Raw genomic sequence first — 20,893 nt, 5'->3', positions numbered from 1 at the left:
CGTGCTCACTCCCGCCCGGGGCTCGGCAGGCGCCGGCCCCCTCGCCCGGCAGCCGTCCGACGAGCCCGTTCGGCCGCTGGACACTGCCAGGTGGCAACAGGCGCTGGAAGGGTGGGAGTTCGGGCTGCTGAGGCCACTGAATGGCCGTCATGACGGGTGTGAGCCGGAGCTGGGCAGCTCGCCGCAGCGTGCGGTCCTGGTCCGGCTGCCGGCTCGGAGAAGGACGCCAGTGCGGCCTCGACCACCTCATCGACGCGCTGTGGGAAGAGCCGCCGGGTAACGCGGTGTTCCCACGTCAGCGAGGACGAGTTCCTCTGGCCCCGGCGCGCGGAACGGACGGCGGGGCAGACCGAGGTGATCGCGCGCATGGAGGAACAGCACCACCGGCTCGAGGAGCACCATCCTGCCGTTGGCCGCCGAATATCTGAGCGTTGCCGAAGGGGAGGAACTCGGCGAGATCAGCCTGGCGAAGCTGGACAAGAAGCAGCTGCTGCGCACCTTCAGCGCGTTGATGGCAGGAGCAACTCCCGAAGAGCAGCTGGCGCTTCGCACCAAGGCACCGCTGCCCGCCCGCCTCCTGTGGCCTCTGTCCGGCCGCCGCTCACACGCCCGCCGGAGGGCCCGCCTGCACGGGGCATTCCCCGGACGACCGGACCGGTGGGTCGGATCGCTCGGGGGTTCCTGCTGATGGGGTCGGGGGCGTAGCTTTTCCTTGAGTTGATCGAGGAAGGGTCACGTGGACAGCAGCCGCCGTGAACGGGCAGAGAAATTCGTGGAGTTGCACCGACAGGGCTGCTTCCTGCTGCCCAACGCCTGGGACGTGGGCAGCGCCCGCGTCCTGGAGTCGGCCGGCTTCCCCGCGCTGGCGACCACGAGCGCGGGAGTCGCGTTCTCTCTCGGACGGCCGGACCACGACTTCTCCGACGAGGACGAGAAGGCGCCGGACGGCAGGGTCGACCGCGAGACGATGATGCGTCGGGTGCGCGAGATCGCCGAAGGCGTGACGGTGCCGGTGAGCGCGGACCTCGAAGACGGGTACGGCGAGGCGCCCGACACGGTGGCCGCCACCCTCTCGCTGACGCTCGCGGCGGGCGCCGTCGGCGGCAACATCGAGGACTTCACCGGCGACCGAACCCGGCCGCTGTACGACGAGGCGCTCGCGGTGGACCGTATCCGCGCCGCCCGGGCCGCCGTGGACGCCGACGGCGAGCCGTTCGTCCTGGTCGGCCGCACCGACGTGCTCCTGGTCGGCGGTGGGCTCGAGGAGTGCGTACGTCGGGCCAACGCCTACCTGGCGGCCGGGGCGGACTGCGCGTTCGTCCCGGGCGCCGCCGATGCCGCGACCATCGGCACACTGGTGCGCGAACTCGACGGCCCGCTCAACGTGGTCATGGGGCTGACCGGAAACACGCAGACACTGGCCGACCTGCGGGAGCTCGGCGTACGCCGGGTCACGGTCGGCGGCAGCATCGCCCGCGCCATGTATCACCACCTGTTGCGCGCCGCACGGGAACTGGCGGACCTGGGCACCTTCTCCTACGCCGACGACCAGCTCTCCCAGACGGAGCTCAACCACCTTTTCCGGCGACCCTGAGGCCCGTAGGCCGTCCGAGGCCGGGCGAGCGGCAGGTACCGCCCCGAGCTGTGCCGGCGCGCGGGCGTCGTTTCAAGGTCGCTCCACGCGGGCGCGTCCGTGCGGCCTGCCCGTAAGCGTCGGCGGACCGGTTCAGGCAAGCGGCGTACGGGAGTTCAGGATCCTGGCGGTGAAGGCCGCCAGGTGAGCCCGCATCTGGTCGCGAGTCAGCCGCTGTTGGCCGACGAGATATTCGACGAGGTCGGCGCGGACGGCGGAGAGCAGCGCGTGCGCGGTGAAATCGGTGTCGGTGAGTCCGGGGATCCGGTCGAGCGCGGCCTTGAGTGTGCTGTGCCATTGCTCGTAGTGCTCTGCCTGGTAGGGGCTGCTGTCGCCGCCGGTTCCCTCCAGCGCCAGGGCGAGGTGGCGGTGGTCGAGCTTGAAGCAGAGGACGGCGTCGAGGAGGGCGGGTACGCGCTCGACCGGCGGGGCGGCGGGCCCCAGAGGTGGTGGCCCCTCCTCGACCGCGAGCCTGATGGGTGCGAGCCGCAGCTCGTAGAGCGCGTGGATCAGGCCCGTACGGTCGCCGAAGCCGCGGAAGAGCGTTGCCTTGCCGACGCCGGCCGCTGCCGCGATGTCGGCCATGGTCACCGCCTCGGGGCTCTCGCAGTGGGCGAAGAGGGTGTCGGCAGCCGCGAGGACAGCCTCGCGGTTGCGAGTGGCGTCCGATCGTGGCTTGCGTTCGGGCATGTGGTTCCTCCGGTTGCAAAGCGGACCGCAGGTCCGTATCGTCGGTCTCAGTGAAGCGGACCCAGGGTCCGCATTCTACGGGACGGAGCACCCCATGAGTACGAACACCGCACCGGCGGACCTGTACCGCCGAGGCCTGCAGCTACTGCTGGACAAGGACATCCCCGCCTGGGTCGGCCTGTGGGACGAGGACGGGATCCTCGAGTTCCCGTTCGCGCCGGAGGGCTGGCCGAAGCGGCTGGAGGGCAGGACGGCCATCGCCGAGTACATGCGTGGCTACCCCGACCACATAGACATGCACGACTTCCCCGACGTCGAGATCCACCGGACTCTCGCCCCGGAGACCATCGTGGTCGAGATGCGCGGTGTGGGCCGCCTCGTGGACACCGACAGCCCCTTCGACATGACCTACATCGCCGTGGTCACGGTCAAGGACGGTCTCCTGACCAGCTACCGCGACTACTGGAACCCGCTCGTCGTCCAGGACCCCGCCACCCACTTCGCCGGGAGCAACCGATGAATGCTGCCGAGGAGTTCACCCTGGTCATCGGAGCCACCGGTACCACCGGCAGCCGCGTCGCCGCCCGGCTGGCCGCCGAGGGCCGGCGCGTCAGGGCGGCGAGCCGACGTGCCACCCCCGTGGACGGCGCTTCTCCCGTGCGGTTCGACTGGGACGACCCCACCTCCTACGAGGCCTCCCTCGCCGGCGCGGACCGGGTGTATCTCATCCCGCCGCTCGGTGCTCCGGACCCGGCAGCCGTCATGCTGCCCTTCCTCCGGCAGGCCCGCGCCGCGGGGGTACGCCGCGCGGTGCTCCTCAGTTCGTCGGCGATCCCCGCCGGCGGCCCCGCCGTGGGGCGGGTTCACCAGGCGCTGCCCGGCCTGTTCGCCGAGTGGGCCGTCCTGCGGCCCTCGTGGTTCATGCAGAACTTCACCGGCGACCACGCGCACGCCCGGACCATCCGGGCGGACGGGACCATCCGAACGGCAGCCGGCGAGGGCCGCGTCGGATTCGTCGACGCCGACGACATCGCCGCGGTCGCCGTCCACGCACTGGCCGGGGCGCAGGCCCCGAACACCGACCTGCTCATCACCGGGCCGGCAGCGCTCAACTACAGCGGTATCGCGGCCGTACTCACCGAGGTCACCGGCCGGACCGTCACCCACAGCCGACTGACCTACGAGCAGATGCGCGACCGCCTGACCGCCGACATGCCCGTCGAGTTCGCCGCGATGCTCGCCGGGATGGACCAGGCCATCGCCGAGGGTGCCGAGGACCGCACCACCGACACGGTCCAGCGCCTCACCGGCCGTCCGCCGCGCAGCTTCCGCGCCTTCGCGGAACGGGAGTTGGGCCGACTCCGGGTCTGACATCTCCGGTCCACGGTCAAGGGCGGCCACCGCGACGACCTCCGCAGAAATCGCCCGTCGTCAACGGATGGCCGGGCGCGCCAAGAGCTCGGTGACCTGCCGGCGGACCACTTCCCAGGCCGCCGCGTGAAGTCCGCCGACAGCCGTACGGCGCAGAGTGTGGAGGACCTCTTCGGTATCGGCGTCACACACGGCGCTGTCGCTGAGTACCTCGTAGCCGTCGCGGACGGCGACGCGAAGGCGGTTTCGTCCGTCGTCGTCGCCATGCACAGCCGTCGCGACGACGAGGGGCGGCGGCCCACCCGCATCGCCGGGTTCCTTGTAGTACGCGCTGGCGATCGGTTCGCGCCAGTGGAGGCCGAGCAGCAGATGGCGCTTGGCCAGCACCTCGGCCAGGTCCGTCTCATAGACGCTGTCCGGTTCCAGGACCGTCGCGCGGGCGTCCAGGACGAGTGCCGCGGGCAGCAGACATCGCAGTGTGCTCCCGACGATGTTGCCGCCGACGGTGGCCGTCCGGCGCACCGCTCCGGTTCCCACGGAGGAGGCCGCTCGGCGCAGTGTCTCCGGCAGTTGATCGTCGATCCGGTTCAGCACCACGGCCGCGCCCAGCGCGTCGCGGCCGATCGCGTTGGCCTCCGGCAGGTCGCGCAGCGACAGGGCCTGTTCGGGGAAGCCGTCCCGCTGCCAGGTGGCCCACACCAGAGTCGCCCCGCCTATCGGCACCGCCCCTTCGGCCATGCACTCCTGTGCTTCGGACACGGACGTGGGCAGACGCAACAGCACGGTGGCCGACCTGCCTTCCTGAAAGTTGGGGGTTGAGATAGGCGCTACCTCAACCGCATGACCGTTGGCATCGCGCATTTTCCCCGCGCCAGCGGGGGCGCGTACAGGGCTCACTCCTGCACGCAGCTCTCTTGGCGTGCGTGCCCGCGGTACGCCGTCGTTGACCGGCGTCAGCGGTCGGCACCGGTGCGCGGCGTACCGAGCGGCTGTCCGAGCCGCAGGTTCCAGCGTCCGGAGCGTCCGCTGACCTCGGTCGCGGTCAGTGGTGGTACGTTGAGCCGCCAGAAGGCTGCCTGTGGTGCCTTGAGGATCGTGACCACCACGGCCCGTACGATCTCCGGCTCCACCACGGCGAGGGTTCTGCCCGCGACCTCCGCGGACGCGTCCAGCCACCCGGCGACCCGCTCGCACAGGTCCCGCACCGATTCCCCGCCGGGCGGTGCCACGGCCGGGTCCGTCAACCAGCGGGCCACCGCGTCCGGTTCGGCGCCGCCGACCTCGTCGAGCGTCCGGCCCCGCCAGCGGCCCATGTCCGGAGCACGCAGCCCGGGTTCGTCCCGCGCGGCGAGCCCGAGGGCCGACGCCGTTTCCCGGCAGCGCACCGTGGGGGAGACCAGCACCTGGTCGGCAGTGGGAAGCGTGCCGGCGGCGGACTCGGCGCGTGCGGCGCCACTCGCATCGAGCGGGCTGCCGTCGTCGAACCGGGCCTCGCGCAACGACCGGTTCATCGCCGGTGAGATGAATGTGACGCGGCTGGTCACCACTTCGCTCCTGTTCTCCGTGCCGTGGGACGGGCACGTGCTTGGGGTACGACATCACAGTCACGCGCCACCGGTACGCCGAGCACCGACCGGGGACGGCCGAGAGGGGGCCGGAGCACTCCCTCTCGGCCGTTCCCGGCGGAGTCAGGATCCTGCGAGCTCGGCGCGGACCGTCCGGGCCGCCGCGACCAGGTTCTTCAGGGAGGCACGGGTCTCGGGCCAGCCGCGGGTCTTGAGGCCGCAGTCGGGGTTGACCCACAGCCGTTCGGCGGGGATGGCCTCAAGTCCCTTGCGCAGCAGGGCCGCTGCCTCGTCCGCGCCCGGTACGCGCGGGGAGTGGATGTCGTAGACGCCAGGTCCGGCTTCGCGGGGGTAGCCGTGTCCGGCCAGTTCGCGGGCGACCTGCATGTGTGAGCGGGCGGCTTCCAGGCTGATGACGTCGGCGTCGAGATCGTCGATGGCCTGGACGATGTCGCCGAACTCGGCGTAGCACATGTGGGTGTGGATCTGTGTGTCCGGACGCACGCTGCTGGTGCTGAGCCGGAACGCCTCGGTGGCCCACGCCAGGTAGGCCGGGCGGTCGGCCGCCCGCAGCGGGAGCGTCTCGCGCAGCGCGGGCTCGTCGACCTGGATGACCGAAGTGCCCGCCGCTTCAAGGTCGTTGACCTCGTCGCGCAGGGCGAGGGCGACCTGGCGGGCGGTGTCGCCGAGCGGCTGGTCGTCGCGGACGAAGGACCAGGCGAGCATGGTGACCGGCCCGGTGAGCATGCCCTTGACCGGCTTCTCGGTCAGGGACTGGGCGTACGTCGTCCAGCGCACCGTCATCGGCTGGGGTCGGGAGATGTCGCCGGCCAGGATCGGCGGGCGGACGTAGCGGGTGCCGTACGACTGGACCCAGCCGTGCTGCGTGGCGAGGTAGCCGGTGAGCTGTTCGGCGAAGTACTGGACCATGTCGTTGCGTTCGGGCTCGCCGTGCACCAGGACGTCCAGGCCAATTTTCTCCTGGAAGGAGATCACCTCGCCGATCTCGGCCCTGATCCGCTCCTCGTACCCGGCGCTGTCGATCCGCCGCGTGCGCAGGTCGGCCCGCGCGGTGCGCAGTTCGGCGGTCTGCGGGAAGGAGCCGATGGTGGTGGTCGGCAGCAGGGGCAGGCCGAGGTGGGCGCGCTGGGCGGTGGCCCGCTCGGGGTACGGCCGGCTGCGGCGGGCGTCGGCCTCCGTGACGGCGGCGGCGCGGGCCCGTACGGCGGGGTCGCGGGTGATCGGGGAGTCGGCGCGGGCGGCCAGGGCGGCCCGGTTGGCGGCCAGTTCCGCGGTGATGGCGTCGGTCCCGAGGGTGAGGCCCTTGGCGAGGGTGACGATCTCGGTGGTCTTCTGCCGGGCGAAGGCGAGCCAGCCCAGGATCTGCGGGTCGATGTCACGCTCGGCGGCGGCGTCGAGCGGGACGTGGAGCAGCGAGCAGGAGGCGGCCACGTCGACCTGACCGGCCAGGCCCAGCAGGGTGCCCAGCGTGGCGAGTGACTTCTCCAGGTTGTTGACCCAGATGTTGCGTCCGTTGACCACCCCGGCGACCAGTCGCTTGCCCCGCAGACCGCCCACGGCGGCGAGGGCGTCCAGGTTGGCGGCGGCCGCGTCGGTGAAGTCGAGGGCGAGCCCGTCGACGGGAGCCTTGGCGAGCACGGTCAGGGCGTCGCCGAGCCGGTCGAAGTACGAGGCGACCAGCAGCTTCGGGCGGTCGGCGAGCCCTCCCAGATCGCGGTAGGCGCGTTCGGCGGCGTTCAGCTCGGCCGGCGTACGGTCCTGGACGAGGGCGGGTTCGTCGAGCTGTACCCAGGTGGCGCCGGCGGCTCGCAGGTCGGCGAGGACCTCGGCGTACACGGGCAGCAGCCGGTCGAGGAGGGTCAGCGGGTCGAAGTCCGCGGCCACGCCGGGCGCGGGCTTGGCGAGCAGGAGATAGGTGACGGGGCCCAGCAGGACCGGGCGGGCGGTCAGGCCCAGGGCGAGGGCTTCGCGGAGCTCGTCGACCTGCTTGGCGGAGTCGGTGGTGAAGACGGTGTCCGGACCCAGCTCGGGCACCAGGTAGTGGTAGTTGGTGTCGAACCACTTCGTCATCTCCAGCGGCGCCACGTCCTGCGTGCCGCGCGCCATGGCGAAGTAGCCGTCCAGGGCGTCGGTCACGACGGCGGTCCGGTGGCGTTCGGGGATCGCGCCGACCATGACCGTGGTGTCCAGGACGTGGTCGTAGTACGAGAAGTCGCCGGTCGGTACCTCGTGGACGCCGGCCCCGGCCAGCTGCTGCCAGTTGGTCCGGCGCAGGTCGGCGGCGGTGGCACGGAGAGCCTTCGCGTCGACGCGGCCCTTCCAGTAACCCTCGATCGCCTTCTTGAGCTCCCGGTTCGGACCCTGGCGCGGGTAGCCGTACACGGTGGCCTGCGCTGCCGCGGCTGCGGTCTTGGTGGTCACGGAAATCTCCTTCGCGAGATGAATCCCTGAGATCCCGGAGACGGGACGAGAGCGCGAAGGGGTGACACACCGAACGCGACGATCCTCGCGCGGAAAGGCACGGTCGTCCGTCTGGATATGTACGCCGACCCGCCCACGAGGTCACCGGGATGTCCGCGCACGATGGGTCGAGCACGGGCAGCGGGCAGGTCTTCGGACTTGTGGGCGCGTCCTCCGAAGGGCGGACACCTACTGGCCGTCGCTTCCCAGTCCCTCTCGGGTCCAGTGCGTATGACGGCGGTCGTTCCCACTCACCGCTGCGGGGCAGTCCCGGATTTCCACCGGGTTCCCTCTTACGACGCCTCCCGCCTGGCGGACGGGGCGAACCAGCTGCACGGACCAGCCTAAAGGGCTTCGGGTGACCGCGGGGACAACGCCCACATGCCGGATGGGGGGATGAGACATGCCGTCCCTGCGATCCGCGTCGGGACCGGGCCGCCGCCTCACCGCGGGTTTTGCCTGACGTTGGTTGCGGGAGTCGGCCATCGGCGTTCCTATTGTCGCCGTTCGCCGCACGTACCGCCGAGTTTCACACAGGGGCCATGAGGCCCTTCCTTGTCGTTCGGTGCTCTTGTCACACTCCAATCGCACACGTTCCAGCAGCAGCCCGGCCACCCGGTCATCCCGCGGTGCCGTAGTTCGGTAGTTCCGTTGTTTCCGTCAGGACAAGAGGTCACCCAGCCCATGCCTCAAGTGAATCGGCGCCGCTTCCTCCAGGTCACCGGCGGCACCGCGGCGCTCACCGCGCTGTCCAACAGCGTCGAGCGGGCCGCGGCGCTGCCCGCGTACCAAGGCTCCGGCACGATCGACGATGTCGAGCACATCGTCGTCCTGATGCAGGAGAACCGTTCGTTCGACCACTACTTCGGCTCGCTCAGGGGTGTCCGCGGCTTCGGCGACCCCCGTCCGGCCACGCCCTCGGGTGGCAGGTCGGTCTGGCACCAGTCGGACGGCGCCAAGGACGTGCTCCCCTTCCGGCCCGACGCCGACGACCTGGGCCTGCAGTTCATCCAGGACCTCCCGCACGACTGGAATGACGGACATGCCGCCCTCAACAAGGGCAAGTGCGACAAATGGGTGCCCAGTAAGTCGTCGACGACGATGGCGTACCTGACGCGCGAGGACATTCCCTTCCACTACGCACTGGCCGACGCGTTCACCATCTGCGACGCCTACCACTGCTCGTTCATCGGCTCCACCGACCCGAACCGCTACTACATGTGGACGGGCTACACCGGAAACGACGGCACCGGCGGCGGCCCGGTCCTCGGCAACTACGAGGTCGGCTACGACTGGACGACGTACCCCGAGCGCCTCGAAGCGGCCGGCGTCTCCTGGAAGATCTACCAGGACATCGGCGACGGCCTGGACGCGAACGGCTCCTGGGGCTGGATACCCGACGCCTACCGCGGCAACTACGGCGACAACTCGCTGCTGTACTTCAACAAGTACCGCAACGCCAAGCCCGGCGACCCGCTCTACGACAAGGCGCGCACCGGCACCGACGCCCGCAAGGGTGAGGGCTTCTTCGACCAGCTCAGGGCCGACGTGCAGGGCAAGAAGCTGCCGAAGATCTCCTGGATCGTCGCGCCCGAGGCCTTCACCGAGCACCCCAACTGGCCCGCGAACTACGGAGCCTGGTACATCTCCCAGGTCCTGGACGCGCTCACCTCCGACCCCGAGGTGTGGGGAAGGACAGCGCTGTTCGTCACGTACGACGAGAACGACGGCTTCTTCGACCACCTCGTACCGCCGTTCCCGCCGCAGTCCGCCGCGCAGGGCAAGTCCACCGTCGACGTCGGGCCGGACCTCTTCGCGGGCGACGCGAGCCACACGGCGGGCCCCTACGGGCTGGGCCAGCGGGTGCCGATGCTCGTCGTCTCGCCCTGGAGCAAGGGTGGTTACGTCTGCTCCGAGACGCTCGACCACACCTCGATCATCCGGTTCATGGAGCGCCGCTTCGGCGTGCACGAGCCCAACATCTCGCCCTGGCGGCGGGCGATCAGCGGCGACCTCAGCTCGGCCTTCGACTTCGCCCACAAGAACGCTTCGCCGGTCACGCTGCCGGACACCGACGGCTACGAACCGCCGGACAACGACCACCACCCCGACTACGTGCCGACCCCGCCCGCGAACCCCGTCCTGCCCAAGCAGGAGCCCGGCTCGCGGCCGGCCCGCCCGCTCAAGTACGAGCCCGCGGTGGACGGTTCGGCGGACGCGGCAGCCGGCACGTACACGCTCACCTTCGGCTCGGGCGCCGAGGCCGGCGCCGTCTTCCTCGTCACGTCCGGCAACCGCACCGACGGCCCCTGGACCTACACGACCGAGGCCGGCAAGAAGGTCGACGACACCTGGAACTCGGCGTACTCGAACGGCTCGTACGACCTGACGGTGCACGGCCCCAACGGCTTCCTGCGCACCTTCAGGGGCCCGGGCAGGAAGGCCGGACCCGAGGTCACCGCACGGCGCGTGGGCGACAACGTCGAGCTGACCCTCACCAACAAGGGCCCCGGAACGGTCAACCTGAAGGTGAGCAACGGTTACGGCGGCCGGCCGAAGTCGTTCAAGGTGCGGTCGGGCGCGAGCGTGCGGCGCATGTTCGACCTGCGGGCGAGCAAGCGCTGGTACGACCTGACCGTCGTCTCCGACGCGGACGCGAGCTTCCTGCGCAGGTTCGCCGGACATGTGGAGAACGGCCGGCCGGGCGTGAGCGACCCGGCGATCGTGACCGACTGAGGGGAGGGAACGGGCGGTCACGGCCCCTCCGTGACCGCCCGTTCCATGGCGGTTCTACAGCGCGGTGAGATGCCCCGCGTTCGGTTGCTGCGGCAGCAACGAGGGTTCGTACGCCGCCGACTGAGGTTCAAGGGCCAGCACCGCGGCGACCGGATGGTCGTCGACCGGCAGCGGGGGCTGTGGCGTCGAGCGGGACAGCGTCACCACACCCCAGGCCGCGATGCCCGCTCCCACGAGGGCCAGCAGCACACCCGCCGCGCCATCCTGGAGCCGTTCGCCGAGCAGGGACAGACCGATCACCGCGGCGGCCACCGGATTGGCGAGCGTCACCACGGCGAGCGGCGCGCCGAGGCCGCCCCGGTACGCGGTCTGCGACAGGAACAGTCCGCCCACCGCGAAGGCCGCCACAAGCACCGCCACCACGATCACCTGGGCGCTGAGCAGCGAATCCGAGCGGTCGGTCGCGGCCACCGTCACCGTCTGGGTGAGCGCCGAGGCGACGCCGGAGGCGAATCCCGAGGCGGTCGCGTGCCGCAGCCCCGGCCGTGCGCCCCGGCGCGCGAGAGCGCCGATCGGGACGGCGGTCGTGGTGGCGACGCCCAGTGCCTGCGGCAGGCTCAGCACGTTGTCGGGCGCAGGACCGGACGCCGTGACGAGCAGCGCCGCAAGACCGGTCAGGGTGAGCGCGGTGCCACGCCACTCGACCGCGCTGACCCGTCGCCCGGCGACCCGCGCACCCAGCGGCACCGCGGCCACCAGGGTGAGCGCCCCGAGCGGCTGCACCAGCGTGAGCGTGCCGAACTTGAGCGCGGCGACATGCAGCAGCGCGGCGGACGCGTTCAGCGCGACCGACCACCACCAGGCGCCGCTGCCCAGCAGCCGCAGCACACCGGAGTCCGAGCTGCGGGACGCGAGCCGCTCCTGTGCCACGGCCGCGGCGGCGTACGCGACGGCCGAGAACAGCGACAGGACGACGGCGGCGACCGTGGCGTTCATCGGCCGGCTCCCACGAGCTCCGGTATGTCCCGTACGGCGTCATCGGCAGGTTCCTGTGTACGCCCCGCCTTTGTCGTCGTCCGGTGGGGCAGGTGGATCACCGATAGGGCGATGCCGAGCAGCGCGGCCGCCACGATGGCGTCGAGCCAGTAGTGGTTCGCCGTACCGACGATCACCAGCAGGGTGATCAGCGGATGCAGCAGCCACAGCCAGCGCCACCGGGACCTGGTCGCGGCGATCAGACCGATCGCGACCATCAGGGCCCAGCCGAAGTGCAGCGAGGGCATCGCCGCGAACTGGTTCGCCACCGCGTCGGTCGCGGGGTGCGCCCCGTACACCGTGGGCCCGTACACCTGTCCGGTGTCCACGAGCCCCGCGGCCTTCAGCAGCCGCGGCGGCGCGAGCGGGAAGAAGAGATGCCCCACCAGAGCGGCGCCGGTGACCACCGCCAGGACGCGGCGCGCCCATACGTAGTGGGCCGGGCGCTTCAGATACAGCCAGACCAGGAAGGCCACGGTCGCCGGGAAGTGGACGGTCGCGTAGTAGGTGTTCGCGATGTGCACCAGGGTGTCGCTGTGCAGCAGCACGCCCTGTATGTCGCTCTCACTCGGCAGGTGGAGGGCGCGCTCCCAGTCCCACACGCGGTCCGCGTTGCGGAAGGCCTCGGCGGTGTGACCGGCGGCCAGTTGCCGCCCGATCTTGTAGACGAGGAAGAGGCCCACCACGAGCAGGAGTTCGCGCAGCAGCGGCGGGCGTGCGGCGGTGTCGTTCGGCGGGTGCGCCACTTTCTCGTACGGTTCGGCCCGGCCGGGCGCCGCGTCGGTCTCCGGTTCGGTTGCGGATTCTGCAGGCTCGGTTCGGGAATCCATCCCCCGGCCCCCTTGCTGACGGTCTTGCGTGGGGTGGTGCGTGGTGAGCCCAGGACAAGGTCCACTCCATGCCGGTCCACTCGACAACGGAGTGGGTCCTGTCCAAGGCTCATCGATACGCCAGTGTACCGATACGAGAGTGTACCGATACGCCTCCGTTCCGGTACAGTGGCGTATCGATTAGACTGTGTGAGACGGACCACCGAACCCCACCGTGTCGATCCGACCGAGCGAGGAGAAGAGCATGACGTCGCAGGCCGCGGACGGACCGGAGACGGTCGTCGCCTCGCGCCGCTCCAAGATCACGCCCGAGCGTGAGCAGGAGTTCTACGACGCTGTGATCGACCAGCTCCGCGAGTGCGGCTATGACGCCTTCACCATGGAGGGCGTGGCGGCGAGCACCCGCTGCAGCAAGTCCACGCTCTACCGGCAGTGGAAGACGAAGCCCCAGTTCGTGGCGGCGGCGCTGCGCGCCAACCGCTGCCCCCGCTTCCTGGGCATCGACACCGGCTCACTCGCCGGAGATCTGCGCGCCGCGGCGCGCGCCGCCGGTGAGTGGTCGGGCCGGGACACGCAGCTGCTCCAGGCGCTCGGCCACACCGTGATGGCGGACGAGGAGCTCCAGCGGGCCCTGCGCGAAGCGCTCGTCGAGCCCGAGGTCGCCGCCCTGAGGGGGATGATCCAGCGCGCGGTCGACCGAGGTGAGATCCCCGCCGATCACCCCGCGCTGGAGTTCATTCCCGCGCAGGTCATCGGCGTGATGAGGGTCCGGCCCGTGCTGGAGGGGGAGTACGCGGACGCGGCTTATCTCACACAGTTCGTGGAGGCGGTCGTGATTCCGGCCCTCGGCCTGACCTGAGACTCAGGCCGCCGTCCGCGGGATGACCGGACGTCGGCCTGCGCGCGCCGCACCGTGGGGACGGGGGCGGCGCGAACCCCCGGCCGGGTGGGGTTCCTCCTGAGCGGAGGGGCACCCCACCCGGCCGAACTACTTCCTGATCCTTTTCCGAGTCCGGCGCGATCCGCCGGACAGGTGGTACGGCCCTACACGCCCTGACCGCTGCCGGTCCCGGACGCCACCTTGATGCCCTTCGTGATGACGTCGATCACGTCCTGCTTCTGACTGACGTCGACGCCGAAGCGGATCACGACGAGCTGCTTGGCACTGAGAGGGGAGGGGAAGGCGAGCGACTCGACATAGCCGTCCTCGCCCTTGCTGGTGACCGCCTTCCAGCGGACCAGGTAGCCCTTCTGCCCGGCCACGGTGACCGCCTTGGAGGCGAGGACCTCGTGCGAGGTGATCTCGCCGTAGGACTTGCCGCCGTAGGACTCCTCGGCGTTCTTGGAGATGTCCTCCTTCGCCGCCGCCTCGGCCGTGGTGGCCTTCAGCTCCAGCGCCACCGCCGGAGCCGAGTACAGGCCGCCGGCGGTGCACGTCGCCGTGGTGTCACCGGGGCACTTGTAGGAGTCGTCCGAGGTCACCGCGGCGCCCACCGTGATGCTGGAGCCGGTCCAGCCGTCGGGCACCGGGATGCTGATGCCGTTGATCGGGTCGGTGGCGAAACCGTCCTCGGTCTGCGGCGGAAGGGACTGGCGCGGCGGCGCGGTCTGGCCTCCGGAGCCGCCGCCGGGTCCGCCACTGGGGCCGCCGCTGGGAGCATCCGAAGGACCGCCCGAACCACCCGGGAACCCGCCGGGACCCTGGGTGGTGGCGGTGTTGTCGCTGCTGCTGTCGTTCTTCGTCAGCGCGTACACCCCACCCCCGATGCCCGCGAGGACCGCGATCGCCACGGCGACGGCTATGCCCGTGCGCATCCCGCGCCGCGGCGGACCCGGCGGATAGTCCGGATACGGGCCGGTGGCCGGCGCGTGCGCCGGGGGACCCCATGCGGCGGCCGACCCGACGGGCCGGGTCTGGTCCGTCCATGTCTCCCCGTCCCACCAGCGCTCGGTGGCGGGAATGTCATCTGTCTGCCCGGGGTCGGGATACCAGCCGGGAGGAGTCACCTGCGTCATGGTGCCCACCGTATGAGGCCTGAGTGAAAGACGGATGAGAGGGGCCGGGCAAGGTTCATTTCAGGACCAGCCGGAGAGGTGTCCGGTCCGCTCGCGGCGGCAGCCGCAGCCCGTCCCGCCCCGGCGTGAGGGACCCGAGCACGCTGGGATGCCGGGCCCCGGTGCTCGCCGGATCGGAGCCCGCGAGGCCGTGCAGGGTCAGAAACCCGAGTACGGCGAAGGCGTACGCCTCCTTGGCGGCCGAGGGCAGGCCCAGCGCGTCGGAGGTGCGCAGTGTGACGCCGGGGAGTTCGGCGCCGAGCATCGCCATGAGTACGGGATTGCGGGTGCCGCCGCCGGAGGCGATCACCTCGGTGGCCCGCACCGTGCGCGCGGCGTCGGCGACCGTGCGGGCGGTGAGCGCGGTGAGTGTCGCGATGACGTCCTCGGCGGTCAGCGTCCCGAAACCGGTCAGCGCGTCGCGCAGATAGCCGAGGTGGAAAAGCTCCTTGCCGGTCGTCTTGGGCGCCGGCAGCGCGTAGTACGGCTCGGCGAGCAGGCGTCGCAGCAGCGGGCCGTGGACGGTGCCGCGGGCGGCGAGGGCGCCGTCCACGTCGTGGTCGAGACGGCCGCCGCTGAAGCCCCGCGCCGCCGCGTCGAGGAGCGCGCACGCCGGCCCCGTGTCGAAGGCGGTGCCGTCCGGCGCGGTGAGGTTGGCGATACCGCCGAGGTTCAGCGCCACCGGGGTTCCCGGACTGCCGCGCAGCCACAGCAGGTCGAACAGACTGACCAGGGGTGCGCCCTGCCCGCCGGCGGCGATGTCACGTGGCCGGAAGTCGGCGACCACCGGCAGGCCTGTCGCCTCGGCGATCCAGGCCGACTGCCCGAGCTGGAGGGTCCCGTGCACCCGCCCGTCCGCCACCCAGTGATAGACGGTCTGGCCGTGCGAGGCGACCAACTCGGCGTCCCCGTCGCACAGTTCGCGGTCGGCACGGATGGCCGCCGCCGCGAAGGCCTGTCCGATCCGGGTGTCCAGGCGGCACACCTCGGCCAGGTCGGTCGCGGCCGGGGGAAGCGCCGCCGCCAGCGCGTCGCGCAGCTCGGGGGCGTACGGCTCACTGACGTACCCGAGCGGCCGCAGTACGAGGCTGTCCTCGTCGAGGGTCAGCTCGGCGGCCGCCGCGTCGATGGCGTCGTACGACGTGCCGGACATCAGGCCGATCACCCGCACCTTCTCAACTCCCTTGCTGCTGCTGTCCCTTGGGGAGGGTGGCCAGCGCCAGAACGCTGACGGCGCAGGTCGCCGCCGCGTAGTACCCGGGAATGTCCACGTTCCCCGTTCGTTCGATCGTCTCGGTGATGATGAGCCCCGCGCAGCCCGAGAACACCGCATTGGACAGGGCGTAGGCGAGTCCCAGGCCCGTGTGGCGGACGCTCGTGGGGAACATCTCGGAGAGCATCGCCGGTCCGGGCCCGGCCATCAGCCCGACCACGGCACCCGCAAGGAACACGGCGACACCCTTCACGGTGTTCGAAGTCCCGCTGTCCTGAAGGACGTTGAGCAGCGGGATCGCCAGCACGGTGACCAGAACGGCTCCCGTGAGCATCACCGGGCGCCGTCCGATCCGGTCGCTGAGCAGACCCGCCGGGATGATCGTGGCCGCGAAGCCGAGGTTGGCGACGACGGTGGCGAGCAGCGCCTGCTGAAAGGTGGCGTTCAGGGTGCTCTGGAGATACGAGGGGAGCACGACCAGGAAGGTGTAACCGGTCGCCGCCCAGCCCATGACGCGCCCGGCGCCGAGCGCGATCGCGCGGGCCAACTCCCGCCCTGTCGGACGCTCTTGGTGCTGCTCCCGTTCGAAGGCCGGCGTCTCGTCCAGCCGCAGTCGCAGCCCCAGCGCGCCGAGGCCGAGCGGCAGCGTCAGCAAGAAGGGGAGCCGCCAGCCCCAGTCACCCAGCTCCTGTGCGTCGAGCACCGTGGCCAGCAGCGCCGCGACCCCCGCGCCGGCCAGCAGCCCCAGCGCCACCGTGAACGACTGCCAGGACCCGTACAGCCCGCGTCTGCCCGGCGGCGCGAACTCCGTCATCACCGAGACCGCGCCCCCGAACTCCCCGCCCGCGGACAGCCCTTGGAGGACTCGCAGGAGAGTGAGCAGCCAGGGAGCGAGGGCGCCGACAGTGGCGTAGGTGGGCAGCAGGCCGATCAGGGTCGTCGCGGCCGTCATCAGGACGATCACCAGGATCAGCACCGGACGGCGCCCGATCCGGTCGCCGAGCCGTCCGAACAGCGCGGCGCCGACGGGCCGGAAGAAGAACGCGAGTCCGAAGGACGCATAGGTCTTCACCAGAGCCTCGACCTCGCTGCCGCCCTCCGGTGTGAAGAACCGCGCCGCGATGATCGTGGCGAAGTAGCCGTAGACCCCGAACTCGTACCACTCGATGAAGTTCCCCACGGAGCCCGCGAACAGAGCTCTGCGGGACTGCCCGGGCGGAGAGGCGCGCAGGTCGGAGTCGTGCGCGGGGGCGCTCATGCCGGTTCCTCCCGGGGCGCGCCGGGGCCGGATGGCCGCGACGGGACGGCGGAGACTGATGGTGGAAAATTAGTTTCAGTTCGGGGGTGGTTGACTGTCAATAATTTTCACCCTGGCTGGTCGGAGCGTCGGCGCGTCGCCTGCGGAACCCCGCCGTCACTCGTCTCGGCAACAGCTGCCCGGACCCGCCGACATGACGGCTCCGAGAGGGCTACGCTCTTTGCCTGTACGTCGTTTGGGCGACCTGGGGAGGTAGCGGGATGACGGAGGCTGGGCCAGGAATGGCCGCCTCGGCTCCCCTGTGGGAGCGCGACGAGGAAGTCGCCACGCTCGAACAGGCGATAGGCGCCCTGCGCGCGGACGCGGCCACGCCGGGAAGCCTGCTGGTGTTCAGCGGTGACGCCGGCTTAGGGAAGACGGCGCTCCTCGCCGAGGCGCGCCGGATGGCGGAGAGCGCCGGCTGCGTGGTGTGGTCGGCCCGCGGCGGCGAGACCGTCACGTCCGTCCCCTTCAATGTCGTACGGCAGCTCCTGCAGCCCGCCCTGGTGTCGCTGCTGCCCGAGGAGGCGCGCGAATACCTGGGCGACTGGTACGACATCGCGGGACCCGCGCTCGGCATAGCGGAACCGGGCGACCGGCCACCCGACCCGCAGGGCGTCTGCGACGGCCTGGTCGCGGCCGTGCGACGGCTGGCCAAGCGCGAGTGGCCGCTCGTCCTCCTCGTCGACGACGCGCACTGGGCCGACCAGGAGACCCTGCGCTGGCTGGCCGCGTTCGCCGAGCGCCTCGACGACCTGTCCGTCCTCATCGTGGTGGCCCGCCGCCCGGGCGGTGTGAGCGGTGTGAGCGCCGGTCACCTGGACACCATCGCCGCCGCGGCCCGGCCGACCGCCACCCTGAGCGCGCTGACCCCGTCGGCGGCCGAAGGACTGACCCGTGCCACGGTCGGCGAGCACGCCGACGGCCCGTTCTGCCGCGAGGTCTGGGCGGTCACCGGCGGCAATCCGTACGAGACCGTCGAGTTGCTCGCCAAGGTCCAGGACAGCGGGCTCGATCCGGTGGAGGCCACGGCCGCCGAACTGCGCGCCCTGAACCGCTCGGCCCGCGGCCGTGGACTCGTCGCCCGCCTCGAAGGACTCGGCATCGACGCCACCCGGTTCGCCTGGGCGGCCGCGATCCTCGGCACCGGAATCTCCCTCGACCTGGCCGCCCACCTCGCCGGAATGCCGGCCGAGGAGGCGGTGCGCTGCGCCGAACTGCTCGGCGTCGCCCGCATCCTGACCAGGACCGAGCCCGTGAACGGCCGGGTTCCCGAAGGCGACCTGGAGTTCGTGCACCCGCTCATCGCCAGCGCGGTCTACCGCTCGATCCCGGACGCCCTGCGCACCGCGATGCACGGCCAGGCCGCGTGGGCGGTCACCGACTCCGGGCGAGGCGCCGCAGCCGCCTCCCGCCACCTCCTTGAAGTACACCCGGACGAAGACCCCGAACTCGTCGAGCAGATGCGCGAGGCCGCCCGCGAACACCTCGCCGTCGGCGCGCCCGACGCGGCCAGGCGCTGTCTGGAGCGCGCACTGGCCGAACCCCCGCGTCCGGACGTCCACGCGCGCGTGCTCTACGAACTGGGCTGTGCCACGCTCCTGACCGCGCCCGCCAGGACGATCGGCCATCTACGGGCCGCACTCGACAGGCCCGGCCTCGAGGGCGACCTCCGGGTGGACGCGGTCTTCCGCCTTTCGCAGGCACTCCTCCACAACGATCAGTTGGAAGAGGCCGTCCGCACCGTCGACACGGAGGCCGCACGGCTCGATCCCGGCCCTGCCCGGATGCGGCTCCAGGCCGTGCACTACATGTGGGAGGGCATCCACGCCGGCGAGGACCAGGCCTCGGGACGCTCCAGTGGTCTCGTCGAACTCGCCAGGACCTGCACGGGTCGCGACAACTCCGAGCGTGCGCTGCTCATACTGCGCGGCTTCGACGCGATGACGCGCGGCGAGAACGCGGAGGAGGTCGCGGAACTCTGCGACCGCGTCCTCGTCAACGGCCGCCTCGCACCGGGACTGGGCTGGACCGACACCGAATGGGGCATCGAACTCCTCCTGATGCTGGGCAGCGCGTACGCCTACGCCGACCGGCTCGACCGCGCCGAAAGCCTGTTCAGCGAGGCCCTGCACGCCTATATGAAGGCCGGCTGGAGCGGCGGCCATCTCGCCCTGGCCAACGCCTACCTCGGCCTCGCGCACCGCAGACGGGGCCGCCTCGCCGACGCGGAGACCTACCAGCGTGAATCGCTGCGCCTCGCCGAGCGGGTCGGGCGCGGGCTGCCCCTGTACTGGTCCGCGACCTGCGGGCTCATCGACACTTTGCTCGCCCGCGGCCACCTCCTGGAGGCGGAGGAGATCGCCGAGGAGTACGGCTTCGCACCGCCTTACCCCTCCACGATCGTCCTCCCCGACATCCGCTCCGTACGGGGCCGACTGCTGTGCGCCGTCGGCCGTACGAAGGAAGGTGTCAACGAACTGGAGGCAGCCGAGAAGGCCGCCGCCGCACGGGGCCACCACAACACGGTGCTCGCGCCCTGGGCGGTCGACCTCGCCCGCGCTCTCGCCACGGAGGACCCGGCGCGCGCCGCAGTGCTGGCTGCCGAAGCCCGCCGCCAGGCCGAGCGTTTCGGCACGGACACGGCCATCGGTGAGGCCCTGCGCTGCGCGGCGGCGCTGGAATCGGGCCAGCGCGCGGTACGGCTCGCCGCCCAGGCGGTCACCTATCTGGAGGCCTCCCCCTGCCAGTACGAGCACGCGGCGGCCCGCGTCGAGTACGGCATCGCCGCCCGGTCGGTGTCCGAGCTCAACAAGGGCCTGACGCTGGCGCGTTCATGCGGCGCGGACGGATTGGTGGCACAGGCGGAGCGGGCGCTGGACGACAGGGCCTAGCTAGGGGGCGTCGTTCGGATCGCCTCGGGTCCGCGATGCCTGGCACGGCAGCCGGTCGCGTCGTCGCATCACCCGAGTACGGCCCCGTACCCGGGTCATGCTCCGCCTTGATGCACCGCACCATGCGCCGCGGCCTGATCCGAAGTGATCCAAACGACACCTCCTGGACGCGGGCACCGGCCCTAACCGGCGAGCAGCTGCTCGGTGGTCGTCGTCAGACGCTTCCAGATCTCGCGGTCGTACGCCGCCGTGTGAGCCCGGGAGGGGCTTGTGCCGTCGAAGTATCCGCCGGTGCCCAACTCCGTTGTCGCCAGGGCGAGTACAGCGGCGGCTCCGTCGGCGACGCTGGACCACGGCTCGACGCCGCCCTCGCGGACCATCGCCGTGTCCATGTAGGTCGCGGGGTGCAGCACGTTCACCGAGACGCCGGTGTCCGCGAGCTCCTCGGCCAGCGCGAAGGTGTGCGCCGCGAGGGCGAACTTGCTGCGCCAGTACGCCGATCGGCCGCTGTAGCCCCGGGCGAGCTCGGGGTCGTCGAAGTCCAGGGGCTCCTGACCGGCCGAGCCGACGTTGACGATCCGGGACGGGGCGCTCGCACGGAGCACGGGAAGCAGCGCGCGGGTGAGCGCGACGGGGGCCAAGTAATTCACGGCGAGCCGCAGTTCATGCCCGTCGAGGCTCACCTCGCGGCCCGAACCGGGCGAACCGAAGCCCACACCGGCGTTGTTGACCAGGACGTCGAGACGGGGATGCGCGGCGGCGACCTCGGCGCCGAGCCGTCGCGCCTCCTCCAGTGAGGCCAGGTCGGCGACGAACCCGTGCGCCTCACCGCCCTCCGCCCCGAGCTCCGCGACAAGCTGCTGCGTACGTGAGCGGTCGCGTCCGTGCGCGAGGACGACGTATCCGGAGCGGACCAGCTCGAAGGCGACGTACCGACCGAGGCCGGAGGTGGCGCCGGTGATCAGGACAGTGGGCACAGGGGCTCCGTTCACAGGGGGATCTCCGTCCAGCCTAGGCAAGGGCGGGCACCACTTACCTGGTGCTGTTGTCACTACGCCTGGCAGAGTTACCGTGCCGAATCAGCCATCAGTCA

General features: G+C 71.2%; 17 protein-coding genes and 1 riboswitch. Of the genes, 7 read left to right on the top strand and 10 right to left on the bottom strand.

The window, feature by feature from the left end:
* The first annotated feature begins 409 nt into the window (after positions 1-409).
* Positions 410-688, top strand: a complete 279-nt coding sequence (locus tag ACIPC1_RS23165) for a hypothetical protein (protein WP_402519831.1) — start codon at positions 410-412, stop codon at positions 686-688.
* Between the two features lie 48 nt (positions 689-736).
* Positions 737-1,594: an isocitrate lyase/phosphoenolpyruvate mutase family protein gene (locus ACIPC1_RS23160; protein ID WP_402519828.1), complete on the top strand. Its 858-nt coding sequence runs from the start codon at positions 737-739 to the stop codon at positions 1,592-1,594.
* Positions 1,595-1,726: 132 nt separating this feature from the next.
* On the opposite strand, the gene ACIPC1_RS23155 is transcribed toward ACIPC1_RS23160, so the two are convergent.
* Complete coding sequence (locus ACIPC1_RS23155) at positions 1,727-2,323, bottom strand: TetR/AcrR family transcriptional regulator (protein ID WP_402519825.1); 597 nt, start codon at positions 2,321-2,323, stop codon at positions 1,727-1,729.
* Positions 2,324-2,417: 94 nt separating this feature from the next.
* On the opposite strand from ACIPC1_RS23155, the gene ACIPC1_RS23150 reads away from it, so the two are divergent.
* Positions 2,418-2,843: a nuclear transport factor 2 family protein gene (locus ACIPC1_RS23150; protein ID WP_402519822.1), complete on the top strand. Its 426-nt coding sequence runs from the start codon at positions 2,418-2,420 to the stop codon at positions 2,841-2,843.
* Positions 2,840-3,694 carry an NAD(P)H-binding protein gene (locus tag ACIPC1_RS23145; RefSeq protein ID WP_402519819.1) on the top strand — a complete coding sequence of 285 codons (855 nt, stop codon included), beginning with the start codon at positions 2,840-2,842 and terminating at the stop codon, positions 3,692-3,694. Before ACIPC1_RS23150 ends, ACIPC1_RS23145 begins: the two co-directional genes overlap by 4 nt.
* A 60-nt stretch (positions 3,695-3,754) precedes the next feature.
* On the opposite strand, the gene ACIPC1_RS23140 is transcribed toward ACIPC1_RS23145, so the two are convergent.
* The 3 genes from ACIPC1_RS23140 to metE all read right to left on the bottom strand — a co-directional run bounded on the left by ACIPC1_RS23140 (position 3,755) and on the right by metE (position 7,701).
* Entirely contained in the window at positions 3,755-4,477 is a 723-nt protein-coding gene (locus ACIPC1_RS23140; protein WP_402519816.1) for an FAD binding domain-containing protein, read from the bottom strand.
* 170 nt (positions 4,478-4,647) lie between these two features.
* Positions 4,648-5,238 carry a histidine phosphatase family protein gene (locus ACIPC1_RS23135; RefSeq protein ID WP_402519813.1) on the bottom strand — a complete coding sequence of 197 codons (591 nt, stop codon included), beginning with the start codon at positions 5,236-5,238 and terminating at the stop codon, positions 4,648-4,650.
* A 144-nt stretch (positions 5,239-5,382) separates the two neighbouring features.
* Positions 5,383-7,701 (bottom strand): 5-methyltetrahydropteroyltriglutamate--homocysteine S-methyltransferase, encoded by a 2,319-nt coding sequence (metE, locus tag ACIPC1_RS23130; RefSeq protein ID WP_402519810.1) that lies wholly within the window; start codon positions 7,699-7,701, stop codon positions 5,383-5,385.
* Between the two features lie 165 nt (positions 7,702-7,866).
* Positions 7,867-8,086: riboswitch (cobalamin riboswitch) on the bottom strand.
* 338 nt (positions 8,087-8,424) lie between these two features.
* Here metE and ACIPC1_RS23125 point away from each other — a divergent pair.
* A complete protein-coding gene (locus tag ACIPC1_RS23125) occupies positions 8,425-10,476 on the top strand; it encodes a phosphocholine-specific phospholipase C (protein ID WP_402519807.1) in 2,052 nt (683 codons plus the stop codon).
* A 54-nt stretch (positions 10,477-10,530) separates the two neighbouring features.
* Here ACIPC1_RS23125 and ACIPC1_RS23120 read toward each other — a convergent pair whose 3' ends face one another.
* Positions 10,531-11,472: a DMT family transporter gene (locus ACIPC1_RS23120; RefSeq protein ID WP_402519804.1), complete on the bottom strand. Its 942-nt coding sequence runs from the start codon at positions 11,470-11,472 to the stop codon at positions 10,531-10,533.
* Positions 11,469-12,341, bottom strand: a complete 873-nt coding sequence (locus ACIPC1_RS23115; protein ID WP_402519801.1) for a phosphatase PAP2 family protein — start codon at positions 12,339-12,341, stop codon at positions 11,469-11,471. Before ACIPC1_RS23115 ends, ACIPC1_RS23120 begins: the two co-directional genes overlap by 4 nt.
* Positions 12,342-12,585: 244 nt before the next feature.
* Between ACIPC1_RS23115 and ACIPC1_RS23110 the strand changes: the two genes are divergently transcribed.
* Entirely contained in the window at positions 12,586-13,200 is a 615-nt protein-coding gene (locus ACIPC1_RS23110; RefSeq protein ID WP_402519798.1) for a TetR/AcrR family transcriptional regulator C-terminal ligand-binding domain-containing protein, read from the top strand.
* Between the two features lie 185 nt (positions 13,201-13,385).
* On the opposite strand, the gene ACIPC1_RS23105 is transcribed toward ACIPC1_RS23110, so the two are convergent.
* Genes ACIPC1_RS23105 through ACIPC1_RS23095 form a run of 3 tightly spaced genes read right to left on the bottom strand, consistent with a single transcriptional unit; the run spans position 13,386 to position 16,867 of the window.
* On the bottom strand, positions 13,386-14,357 hold the full coding sequence (locus tag ACIPC1_RS23105; protein WP_402519796.1) for a DUF2510 domain-containing protein: 972 nt from the start codon (positions 14,355-14,357) through the stop codon (positions 13,386-13,388).
* Positions 14,358-14,412: 55 nt separating this feature from the next.
* Positions 14,413-15,567: an anhydro-N-acetylmuramic acid kinase gene (locus tag ACIPC1_RS23100; protein WP_402519793.1), complete on the bottom strand. Its 1,155-nt coding sequence runs from the start codon at positions 15,565-15,567 to the stop codon at positions 14,413-14,415.
* A gap of 4 nt (positions 15,568-15,571) precedes the next feature.
* Positions 15,572-16,867: an MFS transporter gene (locus ACIPC1_RS23095; RefSeq protein ID WP_402519790.1), complete on the bottom strand. Its 1,296-nt coding sequence runs from the start codon at positions 16,865-16,867 to the stop codon at positions 15,572-15,574.
* A 260-nt stretch (positions 16,868-17,127) separates the two neighbouring features.
* On the opposite strand from ACIPC1_RS23095, the gene ACIPC1_RS23090 reads away from it, so the two are divergent.
* Entirely contained in the window at positions 17,128-19,800 is a 2,673-nt protein-coding gene (locus ACIPC1_RS23090) for an ATP-binding protein (protein ID WP_402519787.1), read from the top strand.
* A 182-nt stretch (positions 19,801-19,982) separates the two neighbouring features.
* Here ACIPC1_RS23090 and ACIPC1_RS23085 read toward each other — a convergent pair whose 3' ends face one another.
* Positions 19,983-20,777: an SDR family NAD(P)-dependent oxidoreductase gene (locus tag ACIPC1_RS23085; protein ID WP_402519784.1), complete on the bottom strand. Its 795-nt coding sequence runs from the start codon at positions 20,775-20,777 to the stop codon at positions 19,983-19,985.
* Between the last annotated feature and the right edge of the window lie 116 nt (positions 20,778-20,893).

Origin of the sequence: Streptomyces sp. NPDC087263 (assembly GCF_044744645.1) — a bacterium.
In the GTDB taxonomy this organism is placed as follows: Bacteria; Actinomycetota; Actinomycetes; order Streptomycetales; family Streptomycetaceae; genus Streptomyces.
The sequence above is the reverse complement of the archived record's forward strand: the minus strand, read 5'-3'. Positions and strand labels throughout refer to the sequence as shown.

Coding starts and splice junctions, on each gene's coding strand:
- ACIPC1_RS23105 (WP_402519796.1), bottom strand. CDS start 14,357: ATGACGCAGGTGACTCCTCCCGGCTGGTATCCCGACCCCGGGCAGACA.
- ACIPC1_RS23125 (WP_402519807.1), top strand. CDS start 8,425: ATGCCTCAAGTGAATCGGCGCCGCTTCCTCCAGGTCACCGGCGGCACC.
- ACIPC1_RS23155 (WP_402519825.1), bottom strand. CDS start 2,323: ATGCCCGAACGCAAGCCACGATCGGACGCCACTCGCAACCGCGAGGCT.
- ACIPC1_RS23095 (WP_402519790.1), bottom strand. CDS start 16,867: ATGAGCGCCCCCGCGCACGACTCCGACCTGCGCGCCTCTCCGCCCGGG.
- ACIPC1_RS23115 (WP_402519801.1), bottom strand. CDS start 12,341: ATGGATTCCCGAACCGAGCCTGCAGAATCCGCAACCGAACCGGAGACC.
- ACIPC1_RS23145 (WP_402519819.1), top strand. CDS start 2,840: ATGAATGCTGCCGAGGAGTTCACCCTGGTCATCGGAGCCACCGGTACC.
- ACIPC1_RS23090 (WP_402519787.1), top strand. CDS start 17,128: ATGACGGAGGCTGGGCCAGGAATGGCCGCCTCGGCTCCCCTGTGGGAG.
- ACIPC1_RS23110 (WP_402519798.1), top strand. CDS start 12,586: ATGACGTCGCAGGCCGCGGACGGACCGGAGACGGTCGTCGCCTCGCGC.
- ACIPC1_RS23150 (WP_402519822.1), top strand. CDS start 2,418: ATGAGTACGAACACCGCACCGGCGGACCTGTACCGCCGAGGCCTGCAG.
- ACIPC1_RS23120 (WP_402519804.1), bottom strand. CDS start 11,472: ATGAACGCCACGGTCGCCGCCGTCGTCCTGTCGCTGTTCTCGGCCGTC.